General features: G+C 66.6%; 18 protein-coding genes. 5 read left to right on the top strand and 13 right to left on the bottom strand.

The genetic code is table 11. The features are described from left to right. Positions 1-295: 295 nt before the first annotated feature. Complete coding sequence (locus JAP66_RS30225) at positions 296-511, bottom strand: hypothetical protein (protein WP_199435280.1); 216 nt, start codon at positions 509-511, stop codon at positions 296-298. Between the two features lies 1 nt (position 512). Further along, complete coding sequence (locus tag JAP66_RS30220) at positions 513-1136, bottom strand: hypothetical protein (protein ID WP_199435279.1); 624 nt, start codon at positions 1134-1136, stop codon at positions 513-515. Between the two features lie 103 nt (positions 1137-1239). Here JAP66_RS30220 and JAP66_RS30215 point away from each other — a divergent pair, with 103 nt between their 5' ends. The 4 genes from JAP66_RS30215 to JAP66_RS30200 all read left to right on the top strand — a co-directional run bounded on the left by JAP66_RS30215 (position 1240) and on the right by JAP66_RS30200 (position 5807). Next, positions 1240-1467, top strand: a complete 228-nt coding sequence (locus tag JAP66_RS30215) for a hypothetical protein (protein WP_199435278.1) — start codon at positions 1240-1242, stop codon at positions 1465-1467. A 162-nt stretch (positions 1468-1629) separates the two neighbouring features. Then, complete coding sequence (ligD, locus tag JAP66_RS30210) at positions 1630-2562, top strand: non-homologous end-joining DNA ligase (RefSeq protein ID WP_199435284.1); 933 nt, start codon at positions 1630-1632, stop codon at positions 2560-2562. A 204-nt stretch (positions 2563-2766) separates the two neighbouring features. After that, on the top strand, positions 2767-3840 hold the full coding sequence (locus tag JAP66_RS30205; protein ID WP_199435277.1) for an IS630 family transposase: 1074 nt from the start codon (positions 2767-2769) through the stop codon (positions 3838-3840). Positions 3841-4019: 179 nt separating this feature from the next. After that, positions 4020-5807, top strand: a complete 1788-nt coding sequence (locus JAP66_RS30200) for a class I adenylate-forming enzyme family protein (RefSeq protein WP_268963338.1) — start codon at positions 4020-4022, stop codon at positions 5805-5807. 142 nt (positions 5808-5949) lie between these two features. On the opposite strand, the gene JAP66_RS30195 is transcribed toward JAP66_RS30200, so the two are convergent. Next, positions 5950-6594, bottom strand: coding sequence for a TetR/AcrR family transcriptional regulator (locus JAP66_RS30195; RefSeq protein WP_199435275.1), 645 nt, complete (start codon positions 6592-6594; stop codon positions 5950-5952). Positions 6595-6755: 161 nt separating this feature from the next. Between JAP66_RS30195 and JAP66_RS30190 the strand changes: the two genes are divergently transcribed. Next, positions 6756-7751, top strand: a complete 996-nt coding sequence (locus JAP66_RS30190) for a zinc-dependent alcohol dehydrogenase family protein (protein WP_199435274.1) — start codon at positions 6756-6758, stop codon at positions 7749-7751. Between the two features lie 214 nt (positions 7752-7965). Here the strand turns inward: JAP66_RS30190 and JAP66_RS30185 are convergent, their stop codons facing one another. From JAP66_RS30185 to JAP66_RS30140, 10 genes are all read right to left on the bottom strand, one after another. Further along, positions 7966-8736 (bottom strand): enoyl-CoA hydratase/isomerase family protein, encoded by a 771-nt coding sequence (locus JAP66_RS30185; RefSeq protein ID WP_199435273.1) that lies wholly within the window; start codon positions 8734-8736, stop codon positions 7966-7968. Positions 8737-8780: 44 nt separating this feature from the next. Continuing rightward, positions 8781-9482: a TetR/AcrR family transcriptional regulator gene (locus JAP66_RS30180; RefSeq protein WP_199435272.1), complete on the bottom strand. Its 702-nt coding sequence runs from the start codon at positions 9480-9482 to the stop codon at positions 8781-8783. 258 nt (positions 9483-9740) lie between these two features. After that, the gene (locus tag JAP66_RS30175; RefSeq protein WP_199435271.1) at positions 9741-10475 is read right to left on the bottom strand and encodes an SDR family NAD(P)-dependent oxidoreductase; all 735 of its coding nucleotides are present in this window, start codon (positions 10473-10475) and stop codon (positions 9741-9743) included. 99 nt (positions 10476-10574) lie between these two features. Beyond that, positions 10575-11432 (bottom strand): enoyl-CoA hydratase-related protein, encoded by an 858-nt coding sequence (locus tag JAP66_RS30170; RefSeq protein WP_199435270.1) that lies wholly within the window; start codon positions 11430-11432, stop codon positions 10575-10577. A gap of 149 nt (positions 11433-11581) precedes the next feature. Continuing rightward, positions 11582-13528: a flavin-containing monooxygenase gene (locus JAP66_RS30165; RefSeq protein ID WP_307849782.1), complete on the bottom strand. Its 1947-nt coding sequence runs from the start codon at positions 13526-13528 to the stop codon at positions 11582-11584. 346 nt (positions 13529-13874) lie between these two features. Further along, positions 13875-14960, bottom strand: a complete 1086-nt coding sequence (locus JAP66_RS30160) for a sugar ABC transporter substrate-binding protein (protein ID WP_199435269.1) — start codon at positions 14958-14960, stop codon at positions 13875-13877. Between the two features lie 123 nt (positions 14961-15083). After that, positions 15084-16100, bottom strand: a complete 1017-nt coding sequence (locus JAP66_RS30155; protein ID WP_199435268.1) for an ABC transporter permease — start codon at positions 16098-16100, stop codon at positions 15084-15086. After that, on the bottom strand, positions 16097-17677 hold the full coding sequence (locus JAP66_RS30150) for a sugar ABC transporter ATP-binding protein (RefSeq protein ID WP_199435267.1): 1581 nt from the start codon (positions 17675-17677) through the stop codon (positions 16097-16099). Before JAP66_RS30150 ends, JAP66_RS30155 begins: the two co-directional genes overlap by 4 nt. A 123-nt stretch (positions 17678-17800) precedes the next feature. Continuing rightward, positions 17801-19753: a hydantoinase B/oxoprolinase family protein gene (locus JAP66_RS30145; protein ID WP_199435266.1), complete on the bottom strand. Its 1953-nt coding sequence runs from the start codon at positions 19751-19753 to the stop codon at positions 17801-17803. Further along, positions 19750-21792 carry a hydantoinase/oxoprolinase family protein gene (locus JAP66_RS30140; RefSeq protein ID WP_235999746.1) on the bottom strand — a complete coding sequence of 681 codons (2043 nt, stop codon included), beginning with the start codon at positions 21790-21792 and terminating at the stop codon, positions 19750-19752. The genes JAP66_RS30145 and JAP66_RS30140 overlap by 4 nt, the downstream gene beginning before the upstream one ends. Between the last annotated feature and the right edge of the window lie 482 nt (positions 21793-22274).

The raw sequence follows: 22274 nt of genomic DNA, 5'->3' as shown, positions 1-22274 counted from the left end.
GCGCGGTTCAGCAGACATAGCCTGAGTGTACTACTCGTACATTGCGTACGTTTGCGCGAAGGTGGAGTACTTGTGTGGTGTCGAGCCCGCCGGTTGCCGGGCTGGATCACGCGCCCACGGCGACGCCGACACCACCCTCAACACCCGGCTCGGCGCGGCCTGCTCCTGGTACCGCGAACTCCGTAAACGCGGCCTCACCGGCTTCAACCCGGCCGCGACCTGCTCGACACCCAGGAACGCTCGAACCTGGCCATCTCCAACCCCGCACCGGCCGCGCCCACCGTGCCGCTCACGATCAGCCAGGTCCGCGCGCCGCCGGGTCGCCGCCGCCCGAGGTCAGCTGACCAAGGCCCAGAACGACGGCGGCGCGGAGCGCATCGCCGTCGCGCGGAAACGGCTCGACGCCGCGTGGCGCGAGTTCGACCACATCTCCAAACGCGGCCATCGCCGAGATGCTGGACATCAACCGCGCCCGGCTCGACCAGCTCAGCGAAACGTCCAGCATCGTCACGTCAATCCGTCTTGGTCTCCGCTGAAGGGCCGTCGCCCGTTTGTTGCGCCCTGCGCGCAGCCAGCTCGATGGACTCACGTGGGGATCGTTTCGGCTCGGGCGGGGCGTGCACAGGTGCCTCAGTGCCCTTGCGCTGCCACTTGACGCCGAGCGCGTCTCGGAAAGAGAGCGTGACCTCCACGTCAGCGGGCGTGACAATGTTGCGCTCCGCGTCGCGGAGTTCGAACGGCAGGAGAATCTTGCCTCCGCTTGGCACGACCGCGGGCAGCTCCGCTGCCATTTCCTCGAACACTTCGCTGGTCCGGCGCAGGGTCATGCCTGGTGTCGAACGGCTGATGATCGCCTCGATGCGTGGCGTGAAGATCGGCGTGGAGCCGTGGTTGTCAACCCTGACCGCATCACTGCGGAGACCATATTGAACGAAGAGGTTGTCCTTGTCGGTGGTGTCGGTCCACTCCACCGACGAGGTCACGGTGCTCGCCTGGCTGACATCGGCGCGGTGGTGCGCCTGCCGTGCGAGTCGTACTGCGACGTAGGCCGCGCCAGCGGTCGCCAGCGCGCCGACGCCTTGGCCGATCGAACTGATCCATTCAAGGAACTCGGGTGCCACCACAAGCGCGTACATCGACGTCAGCTGACGTGCCGTTACGTGTCCGGCGAGATCCTCACCTGGGCCAGGCACTGTGTTGGTTGCCCACGGTTTGTGCTGCGGCGCATACAGTCGCTGGATGAGCGCAGAGGAACCCGACATCACCGACCCGGTCGACGTAGCCAGGCTGGCGTTCAGCGCCGAGGATGGGGTGATCCAGGGCGAGGTGACATGGCAGTCCTACGTCGACACCCACGACGACGGGACGATCACCGTCGACGTGTTTCCTGCTCACAACCCTGCGGGGGACAGCGACGGTGGCGGGTTCCGCTACCGGGTCGAGTACCTCGGCCCCGCTCCCGCGTAGGCCGCCGCGGCTGGCCATGCCGCCGTTCACGCCCGGACGCCAGTTCGGCTGGCAGCGCCTACACCGTGTCGAGCCGTTCGGATGCGGTCCACGGCGGGGTTGCTCGTCGTGCGCTGCGCGTTGCGGTAGTTGAGAATCGGCCGGGTGAAGCCCGTGGCTCCGATGCTGGCCACCCTCGGCGACCTGCCGGGTGGTGACGCGTGGGCGTTCGAGTGGAAATGGGATGGGGTCCGCGCGCTCGTCTGCGTGGATGGTGCCGAGGTGATCGCGTGGTCGCGCAATCAGCGTGACATCACCCCTACCTACCCCGAGGTGGCGGCGATCACCGGGCTGGTCGATCGGCCGGTGCTGCTCGATGGTGAGATCCTCACCCTCGACCACCAGGGCAGACCTGACTTCGGCAGGTTGCAGTCGCGCATGCATGTCCGCCGACCCGACGAGCGGCTACTGCACGAGTACCCGGTCGCTGTCTACGTGTTTGACTTACTGCAGCTCGACGGCCGCAGCCTGCTCGCGCAGCCGTATCAGCAGCGGCGCGCTCGGCTCGCCGAGCTGGAGATCGACGAGCCGCCGCGGTTTCGCACGCCGGATCACTATGAGCGCGTCGACGGCCGTGAGCTGCTGGAGATCGCCCGCGAGCACGGCTTGGAGGGCCTCGTCGCGAAGCGGCGCGACTCGCACTACCAGCCGGGCCGCCGGTCCCGGCACTGGATCAAGACACCACTGCGGCTCACGCAGGAGGTCGTCATCGGCGGCTGGACGCCCGGAGAGGGCCGCCGAGCGGACACGATCGGCTCGCTGCTGCTGGGCGTCTACGACGAGGAGGACCGGCTCACCTACGCCGGACACGTAGGCACCGGGTTCAGTGACGCCGCGCTAGCCGACATGCTGGGACGGCTACGCCGGCTGCAGCGGGCGACAAGCGCATTCGACGTGCCGGTTCCGCGCGAGTACGCGCGCCGCGCGAGCTGGGTGGAGCCGGCGCTGGTCGGCGAGGTCGAGCACCGCCAGTGGACCAGCGACGGGCGACTGCGGCACCCGTCGTGGCGTGGTCTACGACCGGACCGCGAACCCGGTGAGGCCCGGCGCGCGTGAAGTTCGTGTCCGCAGGCCATGGCTGCGGTCGGCGACGACTCAAGCTGGTCAGAAAAGCTCCGGACGGTGGCCGCGACGCCGGCGACGGTCCAGAAGACGCCCGAGGCGAACCACGGCTCTGCCTGCTCCGGTTGCACGAGGAACACACCCCTAGTGTCGCGTGTCGTTAGTTAGTTGACGGTTGGTTGTGCGCCAGAATGGGGCATGGCGAATCATGCTGCGGTGGCTGTGGCGTTGCGCGACGGCGATCGGGAACGGCTGATGTCGATGACGCGGAGCACGGCGCTGCGGGCTGGCTTGGCACAGCGGGCGCGGATCGTGTTGTTGGCCGCCGAGGGGCTGTCGAACACCGCGATCGCGGAGCGGGTGGGGGTGTCGCGGCCGACGGTGATCGGCTGGCGGGATCGCTACGAGCGTGGCGGGATCGCCGGTTTGCACGACGAGCCGCGTTCGGGCCGGCCTCGGCGGGTCGACCACCGGGCGATCGTGGCGGCGACGCTGCAGCCGCCATCGAAGAAGCTCGGGGTGACGCACTGGTCGTCTCGGCTGCTTGCCGATCGGCTCGGGGTGGGCAACGCGACGGTGGCCCGGGCCTGGCGCGATTACGGGATCCAGCCGTGGCGGGCCGAGACGTTCAAGTTCTCCACCGATCCCGAGTTGGTCGCCAAGGTCACCGACGTGGTCGGGCTGTACCTGGCGCCGCCGGAGAACGCGGTCGTGCTCTGTATCGACGAGAAGTCGCAGATCCAGGCGCTGGACCGGACCCAGCCGATGCTGCCGATGCTGCCCGGGCGGACCGAACGGCGCACCCACGACTACCTGCGGCACGGCACCACCACCCTGTTCGCCGCATTGGAGATCGCCACCGGCAAGGTCACCGGAGCGGTCAAGCCACGACACCGGCACCAGGAGTTCCTGCCATTCCTCAAACAGGTCGCCCGCGCCTACCCCGACGGGCAGCTGCACCTCGTGATGGACAACTACGCCGCGCACAAGCGACCCGAGATCCGAGCCTGGCTGGCAGCGAACCCGCGCATCAGCGTGCACTTCACGCCCACCTCGGGCTCGTGGCTGAACCTGGTCGAGGTCTGGTTCGGCATCATCGAACGCCAAGCCATCCACCGCGGCACCTTCCGCTCCGTGCGCGACCTCAACGCCAAGATCCGCGCCTTCATCGACGGCTGGAACGACCGCTGCCACCCCTTCGTCTGGACAAAAACCGCCGACCAGATCCTCAAGAAGGCCAACCGTCAGACCACTTCAAACACGGACCACTAGCTCGCGAGAACGTGACATGCAATCCGGGTTGTTGTTCATCCGCTCTTCGCTTTCGTGTGGAGGTATGAGACCGGAACTAGCGAATTGCTGCCGACGGATTGCGCCCGTGGTGACGCGGATCGTCGGTCGCCGCCGGATGACCGAGATGGTCGGCGCGAAGATGACTCGTGTGACCGCCGATGAATAATAGCGGTGGCCACCCTACTCTCTGGCCGCGCGCCGGAGCGTATGGCGCCGGGCTACCGCACCGGCAAGTCAACTGCTATGTTGACTCAGGCTACCGGCACGGATCCGTAGGAGGCTCCGAGGTGAGCATTGCACCTCAGTTCGCTGCTCATCCCGCGACGACGCTTGGGGACCTCCTTGTCCGAGCCGCTACGGAAGCGCCTGATCGGATGGCCGTGGTCACGCCGCGGGCGATCATCACCTACCAAGGACTTCTCGACCGTGCTCGTCGAGTCGCGCGTGGCTTGGTCGGCTTGGGGGTTAAGGCCCAGAGCAATGTGGGGATCTTCGCTCCCAACGGTATCCCGTACCTTGAGGCGCTCTTCGCTGTGCACCTCGTGGGCGCCACTGCCGTCCCCATCAACGTCCGGCACAGGACCTCCGAACTCCGGTTCATTGTCACACACGCCGACCTCGACGTAGTGCTAACGACGACGGAGATCGATGACTACAGCGATCTCGGTGCAGTGCTCACCGAGGCGCTGCCCGGAGCGAGCATCGCTGACGACCCGAGTGACCTCCAGCTTGAGGGCTGCAAGCTCCGTTCAGTGGTGCTCCTGGACGGACACGGAAAGCCGGGCACATTGGCCCGGCACAATCTAGAGGACCTGGCAGGCCGAGTCACCGACCCTGAGGTGGACGCACTGCGCATCGGTGTCCAGCCGAGCGACCTCGCGGTCATTCTCTATACCTCGGGGACGACCGCGCATCCCAAGGGTTGCATGCTTTCGCACGACGCCCTCACGCGCGGCCCTGTCGATCGCGCTCGCAAGCGCTTCCGAACTGCCGAAGATCACGACGTTTTCTGGATTCCGGGCCCGATGTTCCACGTTGGCGCACTTTCACCCTACGTCTGCTGCCTGGCGGCCACGGGCACCGTGCTGACGGACGAGTACTTCGACGCAGGCCGAGCGCTAAAATTGATGCGCTTGCATGGCGTCACGTCAGGATGGCCGTGGTTCCCAGTCATCACGTCCGCTGTCCTCGATCACCCCGATTTCGACCCGAGCGCGCTTTCGTCGTTGCGTTACCTCGGACAAGTTGGGCCGCGGTCGCTGTTCGACCGGCTACGAGAGACACTGCCCGAAACCGAGCTGATCAAGTCGTCCGGGATGACGGAGACGGCCGGCTCCTTCGGACTCAGTTCCCCTGACGAGAGGTTCGAGGAGCGCGTCATCCATCAAGGTGAACCGGTCCGCGATGTCGAAGTCAAGGTCGTCGACCCCGTGAGCGAGGACGAACTGCCGCGAGGTTCCGTGGGCCACCTTTTGGTTCGTGGCTATTGCGTCACTTCGGGCTACTACGGAGAGCCGGAGCTCACCGAGCAGACCATTGACGAGGACGGGTGGCTTCGCACCGGCGACCTGTACAGCCACACCGCGCGCGGGAAACTCAACTTCCATGGTCGGCACAAGGACATGTTGAGGGTCGGTGGGGAGAACGTCGCCCCGCTCGAGCTGGAGGAGTTCCTCTGCGACCACCCGGCTGTCGAGACCGCCGCTGTGGTGGGCCAACCGGACGACCGGTTGGACGAGGTGCCCGTCGCCTTTGTCGAGCTGCGGCCCGACGCGGTGGTCGAGTCGCAGGACCTCATCGACTTCTGTCGGGGTCAGATCGCCAGTTTCAAGGTCCCTCGGGCAGTCCACTTCGTCCGTCCAGGTGAATGGCCGGTGTCCGCTACGAAGATCGACAAGCGCGCGCTGCGAGATCGAGTCCGTGCACGGCCCGAACAGAAGGACTGAGACGCCCCGGCAGGCTGGACCGGTCGGGGCTCGTCGCCACACAGGCGAGCTGTCGCCGAGCACGCACTGAGCTTTCCACCTGGCCGCACTTGGAACCGATTGGGCTGGGGCTGCAGGGATTGACAGACCTCCTGTGACGGATTCATGGCGTGCTGGGCGAGTGCGCGAGCTGCAGACGTGGAGCCAGCGGCAGCGGCGCAGGCGCTCCCATCTCTGGTGCGGCACGGAACGCCTCGATCACGTAGGCGGCGAAGCGGCGGGAAGCCGTGAGCCGGTCGGCACGCGGCAGGTCCTGGACACCCCGGTGGGCCATGAGCATGAGGATCAAGTCGTCGACGACGAAGCCAGGGCGCAGCTGGTCGGTCTCGTGGGCACGGCGCGCCAGTTCGGCAACCGCGCGCGAAGTCCGCTCTCGGTCGGCGGCGAAGTCCATGGCCTCGGGGAAGGCCGCCATGAAGGCGTCGGCGAATCCCCTGCTGTGCGCGTGGAGCTCACAGATCCTTTCGACCAGGCTCCGGAATCCGTGCCACGGGTCCGAGTCTGCAAGGGCGTCGCGGACGACGGCATGGCAGGCTCGCCGCTGCTCGGCGAAGGTCTCCCCGATTAGTGCTTGCTTGGTCGGGAAGTGCCGGTACAGCGTGGCGGGGCCGACGCCTGCGTGCCGGGCGACCTCTCGCATGGGCGCACTCAGGCCCTCCTCGCCGAAAACCGTGCGGGCGGCGTCCAGGATGCGGGCACGGTTGTCGCGGGCGTCGGAGCGCCCAGTGTGAGGCAAACGGTCGGTCATGGCCTCTCACTTTAGCTAAACGGACGGGAGCGTCCGTTACGGTCGTATGGTGGTGACGACGCCCCATCCCGGCACGCTCGCGGCGGTGCCTCCGGCTGTGGGGCGAGCTCGCCGCTCACGGTCGCCGCAACTGCGACCCGTCCGTTCACCAAGGAGCAGAATTGAAAGCCGTCGTTATCAGAAAGTTCGGAAAGCCAGACGGTCTGGAGGTCGTCGACTTTCCCGTGCCCGTCCCCGGCCCGGGGCAGCTACAGATCGCCACGGAGGCGGTCGGGGTAGGCGGCGTGGACGCCGTGATCCGCCGGGGAACGCTCGTCGCGTACGGCTTCAAGGAGGGGCATCTCCTTGGCAGTGAGGTGGCGGGAACCGTCACCGCCGTAGGAGAGGGCGTGGACGCCTCGTGGACAGGGCGGCGGGTGTGGGCGTTCACCGGCCTGTCCGGTGGGTACGCCGAGCAGGCCGTCGCCTCGGTCGAGGACGCCCTTCCGCTGCCCGACGGAATGACCAGCGCGGACGCGGTGACTCTCGGCGGTTCCGGTGTGGTCGCCCACTTCGCCCTGGACCGCGCCCGTTTCGCGGCCGGCGAGACTGTGCTCGTGCGGGGTGCGGCAGGCAGCATCGGGATCACGGCGGTCCAGCTTGCGGCCAGGGGCGGTGCGGGCGCGGTGGCCGTGACCACCTCATCAGAGGAGCGTGGCGCCCGCCTGCGGGACTTGGGCGCGACCCATGTCCTCGACCGCTCCGGCGAGGGCGGCTCGGACGCACCGTCGGGCTTCGACGTGGTGATCGATGTCGTGGGGGGTCCCCAGCTTCCCCTGTTCCTGGACAGGTTGAATTCCAACGGGCGATATCTGGCTGTCGGCGTGGTCGGCGGGCAGCCGCCCGCGGACTTCGGCATGCGGCTGATGGTCGCCTTCCGCAAGTCGCTGTCGTTCGCCACCTTCAGCTCCGACACTGTGCCCGGCTCTGACAGGCAGGCCGTGCGGTCATCCCAGTTCGCCGATGCAGCACACGGCGACCTGCGGACGGTCGTGCACGACGTGCTGCCGCTCGATCAGGCAGCGCTGGCCCACCGCGAGATGGACGCGGGCACGGTGTTCGGCAGGATCGTGCTGGTCCCTGAGCCAGGCAAGAACGGCGTTTGCGGCCCCACATAACGGAATGGGCCCCTCTCGGTCGTGGCTGACGCCCGGCCGACGACTGCCACCACAGCCGGCGGCCGGGCGCGTGGGTGAGCAGGCGATCGCGCTGCCGCACTTGCTCCGGCGCCTGCGCATCCGCTGGAGAGCTTCCTCGGCCTGGCCTGCGCTATTTGCTGACGCCGACTCAGGAACCACTCAATCTGTCGGGACGCCTGACTCGTGAAGCAGCTCAGCCACCCGACCACCGCGGATCGCGGCGTTCGGCCAGTGCGGCGCGGGACTCTCGTGCGTCCGCGGTTGAAGCGTACGTTTCGATCGACTCGTAGCGGGTGCTGATCGCCACATCGAGCGGCCAGCCTTGCCGGAAGTCAATCGCCTGCTTGGCAGCTTGGGAGACCAGGGGCGAACAAGCCAGCACCCGGTCGGCCCACTGTCGGGTAACCTCCTCGAGGTCTTCGAGATCGCACACCTCGTTCACCAAGCCATAGTGCAGGGCCTGGTCAGCGTCCAGCGTCATGCCGGCCAGCACCATCCCCATGGCGACGTGGTGCGGGAGCTGCCTGGTCACCCGGTGCAGGATGCCCGCCTCGGCGATGACTCCGATCTGTGCCTCCGGAATCGCGAACCGAGCACTGCGCGCGGCGATGATGATGTCCGCGCACATCGCCAGTTCGAAACCGCTCGCGAGGGCCGGTCCTTGTACAGACGCGATGAGGGGCTTGCGGAGTGCCAAGCGGGGGCCGCCCAGTCCAGTCAAACCACCACCGATGGCGATGCGGTTCTTGGATCGCTCGTCAAGATCGTACAGGTCGGCCCCAGCGCAGAAGACCTTGCCCGCTGACGAGAGGACCACTGCCCACACCTGGCGATCCTCGTCGACTCGTCGCCAGATCTCGGCGAGCTCACGATCCATCGACACGCTGATCGCGTTACGCGCGCGGTCGCGGTTCAGCCGCACATGCGCCAGATGGTTCTCAATCGTCAGCTCGACCTCGGCCATGGGTTTCCCTCCTGGCTACCGGCGCGATGGCAGGCAGCGATCAGTCAGTCACGGACAGTCATCCCGTCGAAGAAAATGGAGGAGAAGGCCGCAGCGACATCTCGCGCGCTCGTCGAACGCCCAGGCTTATACCACCGATGGGTCCAGTTGAGCATGCCGAAGAGGGCGTTTGTGGCCAGATCCGTTCGCATATCGGGGCGGAAGGTGCCCTCATCGATACCTTCTGCGATCAGTTGCATGGTGATCGACTGGAGTCGACGCAGCTTCCGCAGCATCTGGTTGGACCACTCCTCGCCGAGTACGGCGGCCACCTGGTTGACGTCCTGCTGCATGTAGACGTGCACATAGGGGTAGCTGCGCTCATAGGAGTCCAGCAGGTGCTCGACGAGCAGCTGCAGCCGCTCACGCGCCGGGAGTGGGAGCTTCAGAATCTCCTCGCCCTTTGCAACGTTGCCATCGGTGACGCCCTCCACGCCATCACGAAAGAGCTCGTTCTTATTGCCCACGTAGTAGTACAGCGAGGCGCGGTCGATGCCAAAGCGCTCCGCAATGTCGGCTAGTTTGGCCCCCTCGAAGCCCTTCTCGGCGAAGACTTCTGCAGCGACGCGGACAATGGCCGCCCGGCGGGCGCGATACTCGTGCTGGCCCTCTGCCTGCGCAGCGCGGCGACGACGACTGATGCCACTGTCGTCCGACGTCCCATGCTTCCCGTGCTTACTGTTCCGCGCCGTATTCTTCGCCGACACTCTTTCACCCCTTACCGCCTGCGAAGACTGTCGTCCCGTCACAACAGGCGCTCTGGCCGCCAAGGTCGCTGAGCCGGCGAAGCGGCAACAGCAACGTTGACCAGCGTATCACCGCGCGGTCGAACTCTTGGCGACGACCGGCCCGGCCCCGGCCCCGGCCCCGGCCCGGGACCCATTCGCCGGAGCTGCCGGGCAACGAGGTCACGGCATTGCGGCACCGGGGGGTCGCGTCCGCCCTGAGGGCGCCGTCCTTTGATTTCACACCGCGTTCGCGCCACCGTCGACGAAGAAGACCGATCCGCTCACAAACGAGGCCGCGTCTGAAAGCAGCCACGCGACGACCTCGGCGACCTCCGGTGCCCGCCCGAATCGCCCCAGTGGATGTGCTTGCTCCCTCGCTCGCCGTAGCGCAGGGTCCTGGAGCGACTCGGCGGCCATCGCGGTGTCGATCACCCCGGGAGCGACCGCGTTGACCCGTACGTCCAGGGAGCTGTAGTCGGCTGCGGCCGATCGGGTGAGCCCGATGACGCCGTGCTTCGAGGCGATGTAGGCGGGCAGGTTCGGCGGGGCCACCGTGCCGGCCCGCGACGACATGTTGACGATCGACCCACCGCCCCGTTCCACGATGAGTGGAATGAAGTGTTTGAGGCACAAGAACGGTCCGGTCAGATTCACACTGATCGCACGCGTCCACTCCTCCAAAGTCACCTCGCAGACCGGAGCCGACCTGGGCGACACCCCTGCGTTGTTGACCGCCCCGTCAAGCGAGCCGAACACGGATCGACACGTTTCCGCTACTCGAGCCACATCGTTCTCCGAGCTGATGTCCGCCGCCGCCGCGTGCACCAAGGCGCCCGTCGCCTCGAGTTCCCTGGCAGCCGAGAGGAGGGCCGGCTCATCCCGATCGACGAGTAGCACCGACGCTCCCCGGCTGGTGACGAGGTCCACCGTCGCACGACCGATCCCCGCCGCCGCACCGGTGACGATGAGCACGCGATCGGAGAGGTCCAAGGCGCGGAACTGGGTCGGCTCTGGCATGGAAAATCTCTTCCTACTCTGCACACGGGGACGAAAGGCGGCGGGTCATGCCGCTCAACATTTGCGTTGGGAGTGTCGTTCGTGCTGGGAGAGATCCGAGGTCGGCGGGACGTGGTAGCCCTCCTTGACCGACCTGAACCCCTGCTCGCGGACCTGCTCCCGGACCGCAAGGACTGACGGTGAGAGGTGAAGAAGCGCATCCATCTCGGCGACAGAGTTCGCCACCTGCCGGGCACCCATGGCGTCCATCGCGCGATTGATGGACAACTTCTTCACGCGCAGCACGTCCGGGGGCGTGAGCGCGATGCGAGCGGCCAGACCGCGCACTTGCGACTGCAGGTCAGCGACCGGCACCATGTGGTTGGCCCAGCCCCACCTGACGGCTGTCTCCGCATCGATCCAGTTGCCAGGTACGAACGACAGCTCCTTCGCGCGCTTCGGACCGACCAAGGGAGCCCACAGCGGCGCGATGTAGCCGCCGCCGATCGGGACCGTAGGCTCTCCGATCCGTGCGTCCTCGGCGAGGATCGTGATATCGGTGAAGACGCAGAGTTGGGTTGCGCCTGCCACGCAGTAGCCATGAACCGCCGCGATCACAGGCTTCGGATGATCCCAGATCGCCATGAACCGGTCGACGTTTCTCTGCAGCCGCTCGCGGTCGCCGACTGGGTCGGCCGACTTGGGAACGCCCACCTCGGTGATGTCGTATCCGCCCGAAAAGCCCTTCCCCTCACCGCGGATGGCCAACACCGGGCCGCCGGTGAACCGCAGGCGTTCGAGTGCGTCCGACAACTCCTCGAGCATGTCGGCCGACAAGGCGTTCGCGCGGTCGGGGCGAGCCAGGACGATCCAGCTCAGGTTCTCCTCGTGCTCGATTCGGATGTGTTGGTAGGTCGTGGGTTCTGACTGCACTGGCGTTTCCTCTCATGGTGCGACAGAACTAGGTCGTCCGTCCGCCAGACCTTCGCCGGCAGATCGGTGGGACCACTTTCCACCTTGGAATGTGATCCGCTGAACCGCCCGGACTGATTCACGCCGCCCGCGCGCACAATCCGGACCTCTCACCGATCGTTGTAGTCGGCGAGATCGACTTCACGCGTCATATCCCAGTACTGCAGGTTGGTGAACGGCATGACGAAGACGACCCGTCCCGCCGAGTTCCGGTAATAGGTCTGCAGTCCCGGATGGCTCCACACCGTGTTCGCGTGCGTGGCGTCCACCAGGTCGTTGTAGGTGTCAGTGGCCTTTTCGGTCGCGTCGAGGGCACGGACGCCACGCTCGACAAAGGTGCCGATGAGCTCTCGCAGGTAGCGCATCTGGAGCTCCATGAAGTGCATGAAACTCCCACTGCCGGGAAACGAGTGGGGACCGCCCAGCATGAAGAAGTTCGGAAAGCCGGGCACCGAAACACCGAGGTAGGCCTTGGGGTCGTCGTCATTCCAGACCTCGCGCAGGGTGTGACCACCAATTCCCCTCACCTCCATCGACGAGACGAAACGGGCGGCCTGGAACCCGGTGGCCCACACGATGACGTCGGCCTCGTGCTCCTGTCCCGCGGCATCGACCACTCCGGAAGAGGTCACCCGCGTGACGTGCTCGGTGACGAGCTCGACGTTCGGTCGACGCAGCATGTCGTACCAGCCGTTGTCGAGCAAGATTCGCTTGCCGAACGGCGGGTAGGACGGCAGAGACTTCTCGACGAGGTCTGGTCGCCCCGCCAACTGCTCGACGAGGTAGCGAGTGAAGAACTTGCGATGCCCGTCGTTTCGGGCATTGACGGAGCGCTCCTGGTGCTTCCACTTCGGGTCGATCCGCAGCGCGTCGATGACCTTGTCGCCGAACTGCCAGAACAGCCTGACCCAGTACCAAGCGTGATACAGCGGACAGGTGTCGACGAGCATCCTGAGCTCGTCGGGGATCGCCTGCATGAACTTCGGGAACGGCGCAATCCATTGCGGGGTCCTTTGGAAGATCGTCAGCCGGTCCACCTGCGAGGCGATGGCTGGGCCGATCTGCATGGCACTGGCCCCCGTTCCCACAAGCGCTATTCGCTTGCCAGCCAAGGACAACCCAGCTGGCCACTCCGAGGAATGAGACTGCGCGCCCTCGAATGTGTCCATATCAGCTACATCTGGCATGCGCTTCTGGTTCAGCACGCCGACGGCACTGATCACCACGTCGGCGACCAGGATCTCCTCGGAGCCATCCTTGTTGCGGGCCGATACCTTCCACCGCCGGATGTCCTCGTCATATCTGGCCGACAAGACCTCCACACCGAATCGGGTACGTGGGAGCGCGCCGATGCCGTCGAGAACCCGGTGGAAATAGTCCTGCAACTGGTCGCGCAACTCGAAATGCCTCTCCCAGTCGTTCCTGGCGAACGAGAAAGAGTACAGGTGGCTGGGGGTATCCACGCCGGCGCCGGGGTAGGTGTTTTGCAACCAGTTGCCACCGGCCTCAGGCTGCTTGTCGACGATCGTGTAGTCCACCCCCATGCTCTCCAGGTGGTGGGCCGCCGCGATTCCCGCGACACCGGCACCGATCACGAGGACCCGAAAGCCGTCCGGGACCTCGACGGGCGTTCCCTCGGCCCCTGGGCGAGCCGGTCGCATGCGGCGCGCGAGCTCGTCAGCAAGCATCGGCCCGTACGCCGGGTCGATCGGCTCACCCATGCAGACGCTCAGCATGCGCACCGCTTGCTCGGGGGTCGGAGTCGGGATCGCCGGCTCGATGCCGTCCCGCAGGCGTGCGATCGCTTCATAGGCCGCTGTCCGGATCTCGCGTCGGACGTGCTTCGGAAGACCGCCAGAGTCGTGGTCACCCAGCCCTTTGCCGCGGGAAGGGAGGTACGGCGCGCGCAGCCACTTCTCGTCGCCGGTGAACTGGTGAACGACCATGAGAAGTACCGGGAAGTTGGCAGCAGATACTGCTGTCCAGAGCCGCTCAAGGTCTCCTGCGGTGGAGCTCGACCGCCACTCTTGTCCGGCAGGCGACGATTCTGTGTTCACCCGTATGACTCCTCGCAGCGCTCGCGCCGACGCCACAGCGTCAACGTTGGTGTTGATCGATGTCCGTCTCCATGGTCCACCGAATAGGCCGTTCAAGTCAACACACGTGTTGAACACACCGTGCGCGACCTCCCGGTCGTCGCCGCGCCAGGGAAACCTGTGACCACGCAGGTCCAGCCCGTCAGACCGTGACGCACAGCTGGTCGGCGCTCACGGGACAGGGACGTAGTCGGCCGTCCCTGGTCGTGGGCGCGCCCGATGAGTGCTCGACGGGAACCCACCGGTCGTCACGGAACGCACGATGCCTTGCCGACCAGCTGAATCCGTCAGCGGGGCAACACGATCGCTATCCGGCCTGCCAGAGCTCGCGGTAGGCCGCCCGGTAGTCCGTGTCACCAGTGTAGGACTGGCCGTCCGGCGGCAGGTTGTCCTTGGTGAGCAGCCGATATGCAGGAGTCGACGGAACAGGTTCCTCACCGTTGAGTAGCCGGTTGAGTGCGTCGACTCCACCCCACGCGGCCCATTCCAGCGCCGTCGCCATCGTCGCAACCTGGGTATTGCCCTCACGGATGAAGTCGAGGCTCTGGAGGTTCCCGTCGAAGCCAACCAGGGGTGCTGTGCTGCTGATCTCGTGCATGGCGGGAACCATCGCTCCTACCGCGCCGTCGTATGCGGCGTACACCATGTTCACGTCGGGGTGGCTCTGCAGGGACCCTTTGACCCGGGCTGGGAGTGTCGTGCCGATCTCGGTGGCGGAGAAGCTCGTGGTGAACGCCTCTGAGCAGTTCTCGCAGTACTGCTTGATCCCATCGCGGAACCCGGTCTCGTAGGCGTCGGAGGCGGCGAATGACCGGTCGCTGAAGTAACCGATGTTCCCGTTGCCTGCCGTGGCGAGGGTGACCCACGCGGCCATGACCTCGCCGATCTTCTCCCCGGGTGCGGTCGAGAAGTACTCGACCCCGTCCTCGGACGCTTCCCCGGTCGTACCCACCGAGACCACGTGGATTCCCGCTTTGCGCACGCGCTCAACGGTGGACGCAACGACTGGATACTCGACGGCCGCGAGGAGCACCGCATCAGCCTTCTCGGTGATCGCTTGTTCCAGGGCGCTATTCTGCAGGTTCGGGTCACCCTGTCCGTCGACGACCTTGGCTTTCCAGCCGATCGCCTCGGCAGCCTCGAGTGCGCCCGCAGAGATCCGCGCGCACCCGGCAGCGGCCTGGTAGCACGAGACGATCACGAGGGTCTTGTCCTCGGCGGCGGCGGGAGAAGACGTCGGGAAGTCCGTGGGCTCGAACTCGGCGAGCGCTCGGTCGACGACCTTCTGGGCGGCTTCGTTGGCATAGTCGCTCTCGGCACTGGCGCCCGAGTCAGACTGCTCCACCGTGCTGCACGACGTCAGCAACAATCCGGCCGTGGCCGCGCAGGCCACCAAGCTCGTCCTCATCGCAGTCATCTGCTTCTCCTTGGTTGGGGTACCGGTGTCCGAAATGGATATGGCCCTCGGAACTCCCGGAGGGTGGTCAGGGCGCAAGGGGGCTGGGTTCAGGCCATGTCACCCGACACTTCGGGAACGGCGCTCCACGACAACCGAGAACGAGACCGCCGCGATGAGCGCGATGCCACTGAATACAGGCGGGACCCAGAACGGCGCGCCAAGCAGCGACAACCCATTGAGCCCGACGCCGAGGACGAATGTCCCGACCACCGTCCCCCAGACGTTGAACGACCCCCTACGGATCGTCGCAGCGCCAAGGAACGCAGCGGCATATGCCGGAAGCAGGAACGAGGGCCCGACATCCGGAGGCGCCGAGCCGGTCCTTCCGGTTTGGAGAACGCCGGCGAGTGCCGCGAGCGCGCCGGCGCCGACGAAGGCGATGGTCACGAACCGGCTGGTACGGACACCGGTAAGGCGGGCGGCGTCGCGGGCCAACCCGGTCGCCCGTAGCCTCCGTCCGGCCGGCGTCATCTCGATGGCGTACCACAGCACCAGCGCGCAGATGAGGAAGACGTAGAACGGCGCAGGCACACCGAGAAGTCGACCTTGACCGAGGTTCTTGAGGTCGAGAGGCACACCCTTGAACAGGATGGTGCCCTGGGTCAGCAGAAGGTTGCCGCCCGCAAGGATTGTCCCCATCCCGAGCGTGGCGATGAACGCGTTCACGCCGACACCCTCGACGACGAATGAGTTCGCCAGCCCGACCACCGCACCGATGAGGACGGCGAGCACGATAGCGGCCGGGGTCGACAGCTGGTGTACCCCGGTCGCCCACGCGACGAAGACGGATGTGAAGCCCAGCGTGGCTGCGGCCGACAGATCGAACTTCCCCGCGATCAGGGGGAGCATGACGGCGAGGGCGAGGATGCCGGGTACGGCTTGGTCCCCCAGCACCGCCTGAATGTTCTGGCCGGTTAGGAAGCGGCCAGGGAGCGCGACCGCGAACACCACGCATAGCCCGACGAGAAACGCGACTACGGCGTAACTGGTGGCTCCGGTTGTTGCCGTGACGAGGCGCTGGCGCCGTAGAGCGACACCTTCCACGGCGACAACGGTGCTGCTCTCTGAGGTCATGAGTGCTCCTCCCCGTTGCAGAAACGGGTCAGCTGTTGCAGGGATGTGGCGGCAGACGCCACGTCTGCGGTCACCCGGCCGCGGTCGAGCACGACTACCCGATCGGCCAACTCGAGGAGCTCCTCGAGATCGGTTGACGCGACGACGACAGTGGTACCGCTCGCAGCCAGCGCCCTCAGGCCGGCGTGAATCTGCCGGCGGGCACCGACATCGACCCCTTGGGCCGGTTCCTCGACGACGAGCAGCGCGGGACTGAGCCGAATGTTCTTGGCCAGCACCGCCTTCTGCTGGTTGCCGCCGCTGAACCGGGACATGAGCTGCTCGGGCTGGCGGGGAAGGATCTCGAACCGGTCTATCAGGCTGGTGGCGGCGCGCTGCTCGACCCGACGCTGGAGGCGGCCACGTCGCCAGAACGGGCGCAGGTCTCCCAGGGTGAGATTCTCTCGCAGACTCATCCCCGTCACGCAGGACTCGCGACGACGGTCCGCGGAGATGTAGCAGATCCCGCGCCGCAGGAAGTCCCACGGGTGTTTGCCGGTCACGACCTCGCCGTCGAGGGTGATCGTTCCGCTGCGGCCACGGCGGTCCCCGCCGAGTATACGAGCGAGCTCGCCGATACCGGAGCCCATGAAGCCGGCCACGCCGCAGATCTCACCGCGCCTCATCGAGAGACTGACGTCCTCGACGACGTCTCCGCACAGCCCACGTACTTCGAGGCGGAGCGGACGGGTCGATGGTGGCGGCACCGCGGCGACGAGTGGTGCGGCATCGGTCCCTGACATCCCGGTGACGGCCCGGGCAAGCGTGGCGACGTCCCGCTTTGCGAGCGAACCCGCTTCCGCCACGGCACCGTCGCGCAACACCACGACGTCGTCGGCGAGCTGTGTGACCTCGTCGAGCCGGTGCGTGACGTAGATGATGGTCGCGCCTAGCCGCCGGGCTGTGTCGAGCACGGCGAAAACCCGGTGTACCTGCGAGTGCGGCAGGGTCGCGGTGGGCTCGTCCAGCACGAGAGTGAGCGAGGTCCGAAGCCCGAGCACCTGGTCTTGGAGTGCGCGCGCGATCGCGACCATCGTCTGCTCGGTTCCGTCGAGCGTGCCGACCCCGGTCCGTGGGTCCAACTGGAGCCCCAAGTGGTTCAGTACCGTCGAGGCACGCGAGCGCTGGGTGGCGTCGTCCACCCGGCCCAGGAGCCCGCGGGTGTTGTAGCCGCCCTCGAGAGCGAAGTTGTCGGCGATGCTCATGCCGAGCAACAGCGCCAGGTCCTGATGGACGAAACGGAGTCCGCGCTCGTGCACAGCAGTGGCGTGGACAGGGGCGTCCAGGGGGTCACCGTTGATCAGGATTCGCCCGCCGTCCTCTGCCTGGTGGTACCCGGACAAGATCTTGATGAGAGTCGACTTGCCGGACCCGTTGTGGCCCAGCAGTGCGGTCACTCGGCCTCTGGCGAAGGAGACGTCGACGTCGCGGAGGGCATACTGCCCGCCGAACTTCTTGGAGACGCCGAGCACCTCTACACCGGGCACCGACGCGTGGCCCGGCGCCGAAACGGCGTGATCAGGGTGTGCGAGGTCCACAAAGGCTCCTTTAGGCGGATGATTGGGTCTGTCGGGCCCGAAAGGAGCCCTCGACGCGAGTCTGTGAGGCGTGTTCGCCGTGCGTGCGCTGACGGTCAGTCGGCCGGCAGCGCGCGGGAGGGCCTACGACCGGCGCCGCTCTCGCAAGGACGCGGTCGCGGCCTCGTCGACGCGCAGTCCCTCGGGGTCGGTGGCCGGATCACCGAGGATCACGACGCCGTAGTCGCGAGCCGCGCCCGCGATGCTGATGTACTCGTCGCGCACGTCGCGAAGCACCTTTTCCGTGTCGCGATCGAGAGGGTCTCCCCAGCCGCCACCGCCGTTGGTGAGCACGCGCAGCACGGTGTTCGCCGGCATCTGCCAAACCGGGCGGCTGGCGAAGTGCGTGTAACTCCCCGCAACCGGGTCGAGCCCCTTGGTGGTCTCGTTCAGCACTCCGGCGACGGCGTCCGTCCCGGAGTAGTCGGCCTCGGGGAAGGGCAGTAGTTCGGTGGGTGCGCGGCCGTCGGTAGGCGGAAAGAACCACATCGCGCCGACAGGACCGGGCTTGCCGCCGTTCGCCGCGACCCCGGTCGCCTCCTTGGTGCGGAACGGCGAGAGCCAGTGTTGCGCGTGGGTCAGCCACAGCGTGTCCTTGAGGTGGGCGGCGCCGCCGCGATGACGGCCCGGACCGCCCCTGTCGATGGCGTGCTCCTTACGTAGCAGGACCATCGGGGAGTCGTGCTCCATCGTCTCGACCGCGGGGTCGAGGTTGTTGAGGTTGTACAGGACCGTGTAGCTGTCGCCGTCACCGTCTCGGGTCGCGCCCCACGGTCCGTGCTCGCCACCCGCCTGGACCACGCTGGACCACGGCGTACCGTCATCTCGCACCCCGTGCGCGTTGTGGTTGCCGGTCGACCCGTAATCCCCGGCGACGCTCTGGTCACCGAGGACCGGGTTAAGCGCCTCGAAGATAGCGGCGATCAGTGCTCCCGACCCTTCCCAGTACATCTGGTCCCCACCGTCAGGGGGCAGCGACGACACCAGCGTTCCGGGAGGAGCGATGAGGTCGATGTGCCGCCAGGTACCGCTCGTGAACGGCGCGTGAGGGTCGAGCAACATCGTGAGAGCAACGCCCACCGCGTTCTTCGAGTCCAGTACGCTGCTGTTGATGCAGGTCCTGGCCTGCGCCGAGGTGCCGGAGAGGTCGACCTCCAGCGCGCCACCGCGCTTGCGGACCAGTACGTGGACGCGATATTCCAACGTGTCGTCGACGCCGTCGGCGTCGACCAGCGCGGTGCCGCGATAGTCGCCGTCGGGGATCTTCTCGATTCCGCGCCGCATCTGCTCGGCCGAGGTGTCGACGGAGTACCGGATGGTGCCGAGCAGTGCGTCCAGGCCGTAGCGGTCGACATTCCCGATGAGCAGGCGCTCACCCAGCTTCAGCTGCTGATATATGCTGTTGAAGTCCGGCAGTAGCAGCTCGCCGAACCGGGTGTTGTCGAAGAACAGGTTGAACGTCGAACGGACCGGCTGGTCTTTGGACCACATCAGCATGGGCGGGATGACCAGTCCCTCTTCGTAGACGTTTCGCTTGGTGCCGGAGAAGCCACCGGGGACAAGGCCGCCCATGTCGAGCTGGTGGGCGCAGAGGTTGACGAACGCCGCGATCTTCCCCTCGACGAAGACCGGACGGATGAACAGCACGTCATTGACGTGCCGGCCGCCGCGGTAGGGGTCGTTGCAGATCAGCACGTCGCCGGGCGAGAGGTTCTCGGGGCCGTGCTCGACGACGGCGTTGCGAACCGCGTCGGCCATTGTTCCCAGGAACACCGTGAGGCTGTTGCTCACCACGGCCATCGGATAGTCCTGCTCCGGCGGGCCGCTGATGGTGCAGGCGAAGTCGTACCAGTCCCGGATGATCGGGGAGAAGGCCTCGCGCATGAACGCCGAGGACATGTGCTCCACGATGTAGTTCAGACGACTGCGTAGCACCGACGCGGTGAAGCGGTCGGAGTGATAGAGCGAGAGGAACTCCTCGTCGGACAAGTCTCGCATCGCGGTCGCGCTCGTCACGGTGGCTCCGTTGTTCGTCATCGCTCCGACCTCCTGATCAGCAGCTCGCCGTACTGGCCGACGGTCGCGACCTGGCCGGCTCCGATGTGAGTGGTGGACAGCGCCTCGACGACGACGGCAGGGCCCGCGAGGACGTCGCCACGCCGTAGCGCCGTCCGCGGGTAGACGGCCGCCTCGTCGCTGTCCGCGGCCTCCGCACCGAGATAGGACAAGGTCGCCGTCCGCGAAGGGACGAGCTCTCCGTCCGATCGCTCGGGCACCACGGGGTAGGACACCTTCGGGGTGTCCACCACGGCTCGTACACGGAACGTGGCGGCCTGCACCGGGAAGTGCTCGAAGCGGTTGCCGGAACGCGCGTCGTACGTTTCGTGGAAGGCCTCGACCATGGCCGCGATCGCGGCCCCGTCGATCGGGCCCGAAGGCACCGGCACGAACGGGGTCTCCCAGCTCTGCCCGACGAGGCAGCCGTCGAAACTGCGCTCCAGGGTCACCGAGGTCTCGTCCCCGACGAGGGCACGTGCTTCGTTCTCCATCTCGTCGTAGAGTCTCCGGATCTCCTCGGCCACGTCCTCGGTCAGCACTGTGTAGGCACCGCGCTGGAAGGTGTAGACCTGATCGGTCGAGATGAGACCGAGCGCTGAGAAGTGACCCGGGTTGGGCGGCACGACAACCTGCTTGCACCGGATAGTGTCCATGACCGCGGGGAGTAGCATGGGTCCCGCGGCGCCGTAGGCCATGAGGCTGTATTCGCCGGGGTCGACGCCGTTCTTCATGGCGACGTTGAACAGCCCCTCCGAGATGTTGTGGATCGCCATGTCGTAGGCGTGCCGCACCCGCTCCGGCAGTGTCAGGTTGCAGTCGAGGGCGTCGAAGGCCGCACGAGCCCGCTCCTTGTCCAGTTTGAACTGACCGCCGGCGAAATTGTCCGGGTCGATGATCCCCATCATCAGGCAGGTGTCGGTCGTGGTCGGCTGGGTCCCACCGCGTGCGTAGCACGCCGGGCCCGGATCGGCCCCCGCGCTCTCCGGTCCGACGCGGATCTCACCGGCAGGCCCGACCGTGATCAGGCTTCCTCCACCGGCACCGATGGCCGAGATGTCATTGGCCAGAGCATTGACGACCAAGTCGTGCTCGAGTTCGAACGAGGTGTTGACGAAGGGCTCCCCTCCGGTCACCACGCTGATGTCGCACGAGGTCCCCCCGACATCGGCGCACAGCAGCCGGTCCTCGCCGATCAGCGTGCCGAAGTGCGCGGACGCAACCGTGCCCGCGGACGGCCCCGAGAACACGATGCGAGCCGGCTGGAGCATGGCGCGGTCCGCGGGCACCAGCGTCGCGGCGCAGTCGGCATAGTTGAGCTGACCCGCGAACCCCAGTTCTTCAAGTCCGCCGTGCAACCGAGCACTGTAGTCGCGGTAGATGATCTTCATCAGCACGTCGATGAGCGTCGTCGACGCGCGGGCGTACTCCTTGGCCAGCGGCGAGACCTCCCCGGAGATCGAGCACGGCACATCCCCGAGGGCCTCGTGAACGAGCTCACGGAGCCGCTGCTCGTGCGACGGGTCTACGTAGGCGTTGATCAGGCAGATCCCGACACCCTCGACGTCGCAGCGCTTCAGAACCTCGAGCTGCTCGCGGGCTTGGTCTTCGTCCAGCTCGAAAAGCACTGATCCGTCGGCCAGCATGCGCTCCTGGATGCCGCGTCGCAGGTAGCGAGGCACCAGTGGTCGCGCAGCGTCGCCGAAACTCCGGCGCCAGCCCGGGTCGAGAATCGCGCTGGGCGGCCTCCACACGCGGCCCATGTCCAGAACGTCGCGATGACCGATGGTGTTCAGGAAACCGACCTTGGGCAGCTGCCGGGTGATGACGGCGTTGAGACCGTGAGTGCTGGCGTGGTTGAAGGACCGGATCCCGGAGACACCGATGGCCTCCGCTCCGGCGAGCACCGGCGCCGCTACGTCGTTGTAGTCGGTCGATACCTTCTCCGTCACGATCAGGCCGTCCACAACCGCCACCACGTCGGTGAACGTGCCGCCGACGTCGACTGCCATCAGATTCATTGCGCGCTTCCTTAGATCAGGTCTGAGAGGAGCTGGATCGGACCGAGGAGAGGGCCCCGTTCACGGGACACGGAGTGTAAGCACTCCAGGCACTTCACGACATCGAACCACCCGCCCTCGGAGTGGACCGGGTACGCGGCGAGGGCGGCCGCTCCACAGCCCGGACACGTTCCTTCGACGGGTGTGCGCTCGACCGAGATCGGTGGGGCGGTTTCGTACCGGGACATCGGGAAGGCCCTCCCTCGGAGTTGCTCTGTGTGGTGGACCACAACTCTCGTCGACCAACCATGCCGTTGTCAACACTAGTGTGGAAAACGTCGACGTTGCCGCTGCCACTGCTGCGGTGGCAGTGCGCTGTGGAGCCGACGGCGATCGCCACTTCCGCGCTTGGCGCGGCGACCGGCACGGGAACCTCGTGCACAAGGACTCAGCCCTCCCCCAAGATGGCGAGGGAGGGCTGACATGGCTCCGCGTTGTGCCTG

Source organism: Qaidamihabitans albus (assembly GCF_016464705.1).
GTDB lineage: Bacteria > Actinomycetota > Actinomycetes > Mycobacteriales > Pseudonocardiaceae > Qaidamihabitans > Qaidamihabitans albus.
This window is presented reverse-complemented; position numbering and strand designations above follow the sequence as displayed.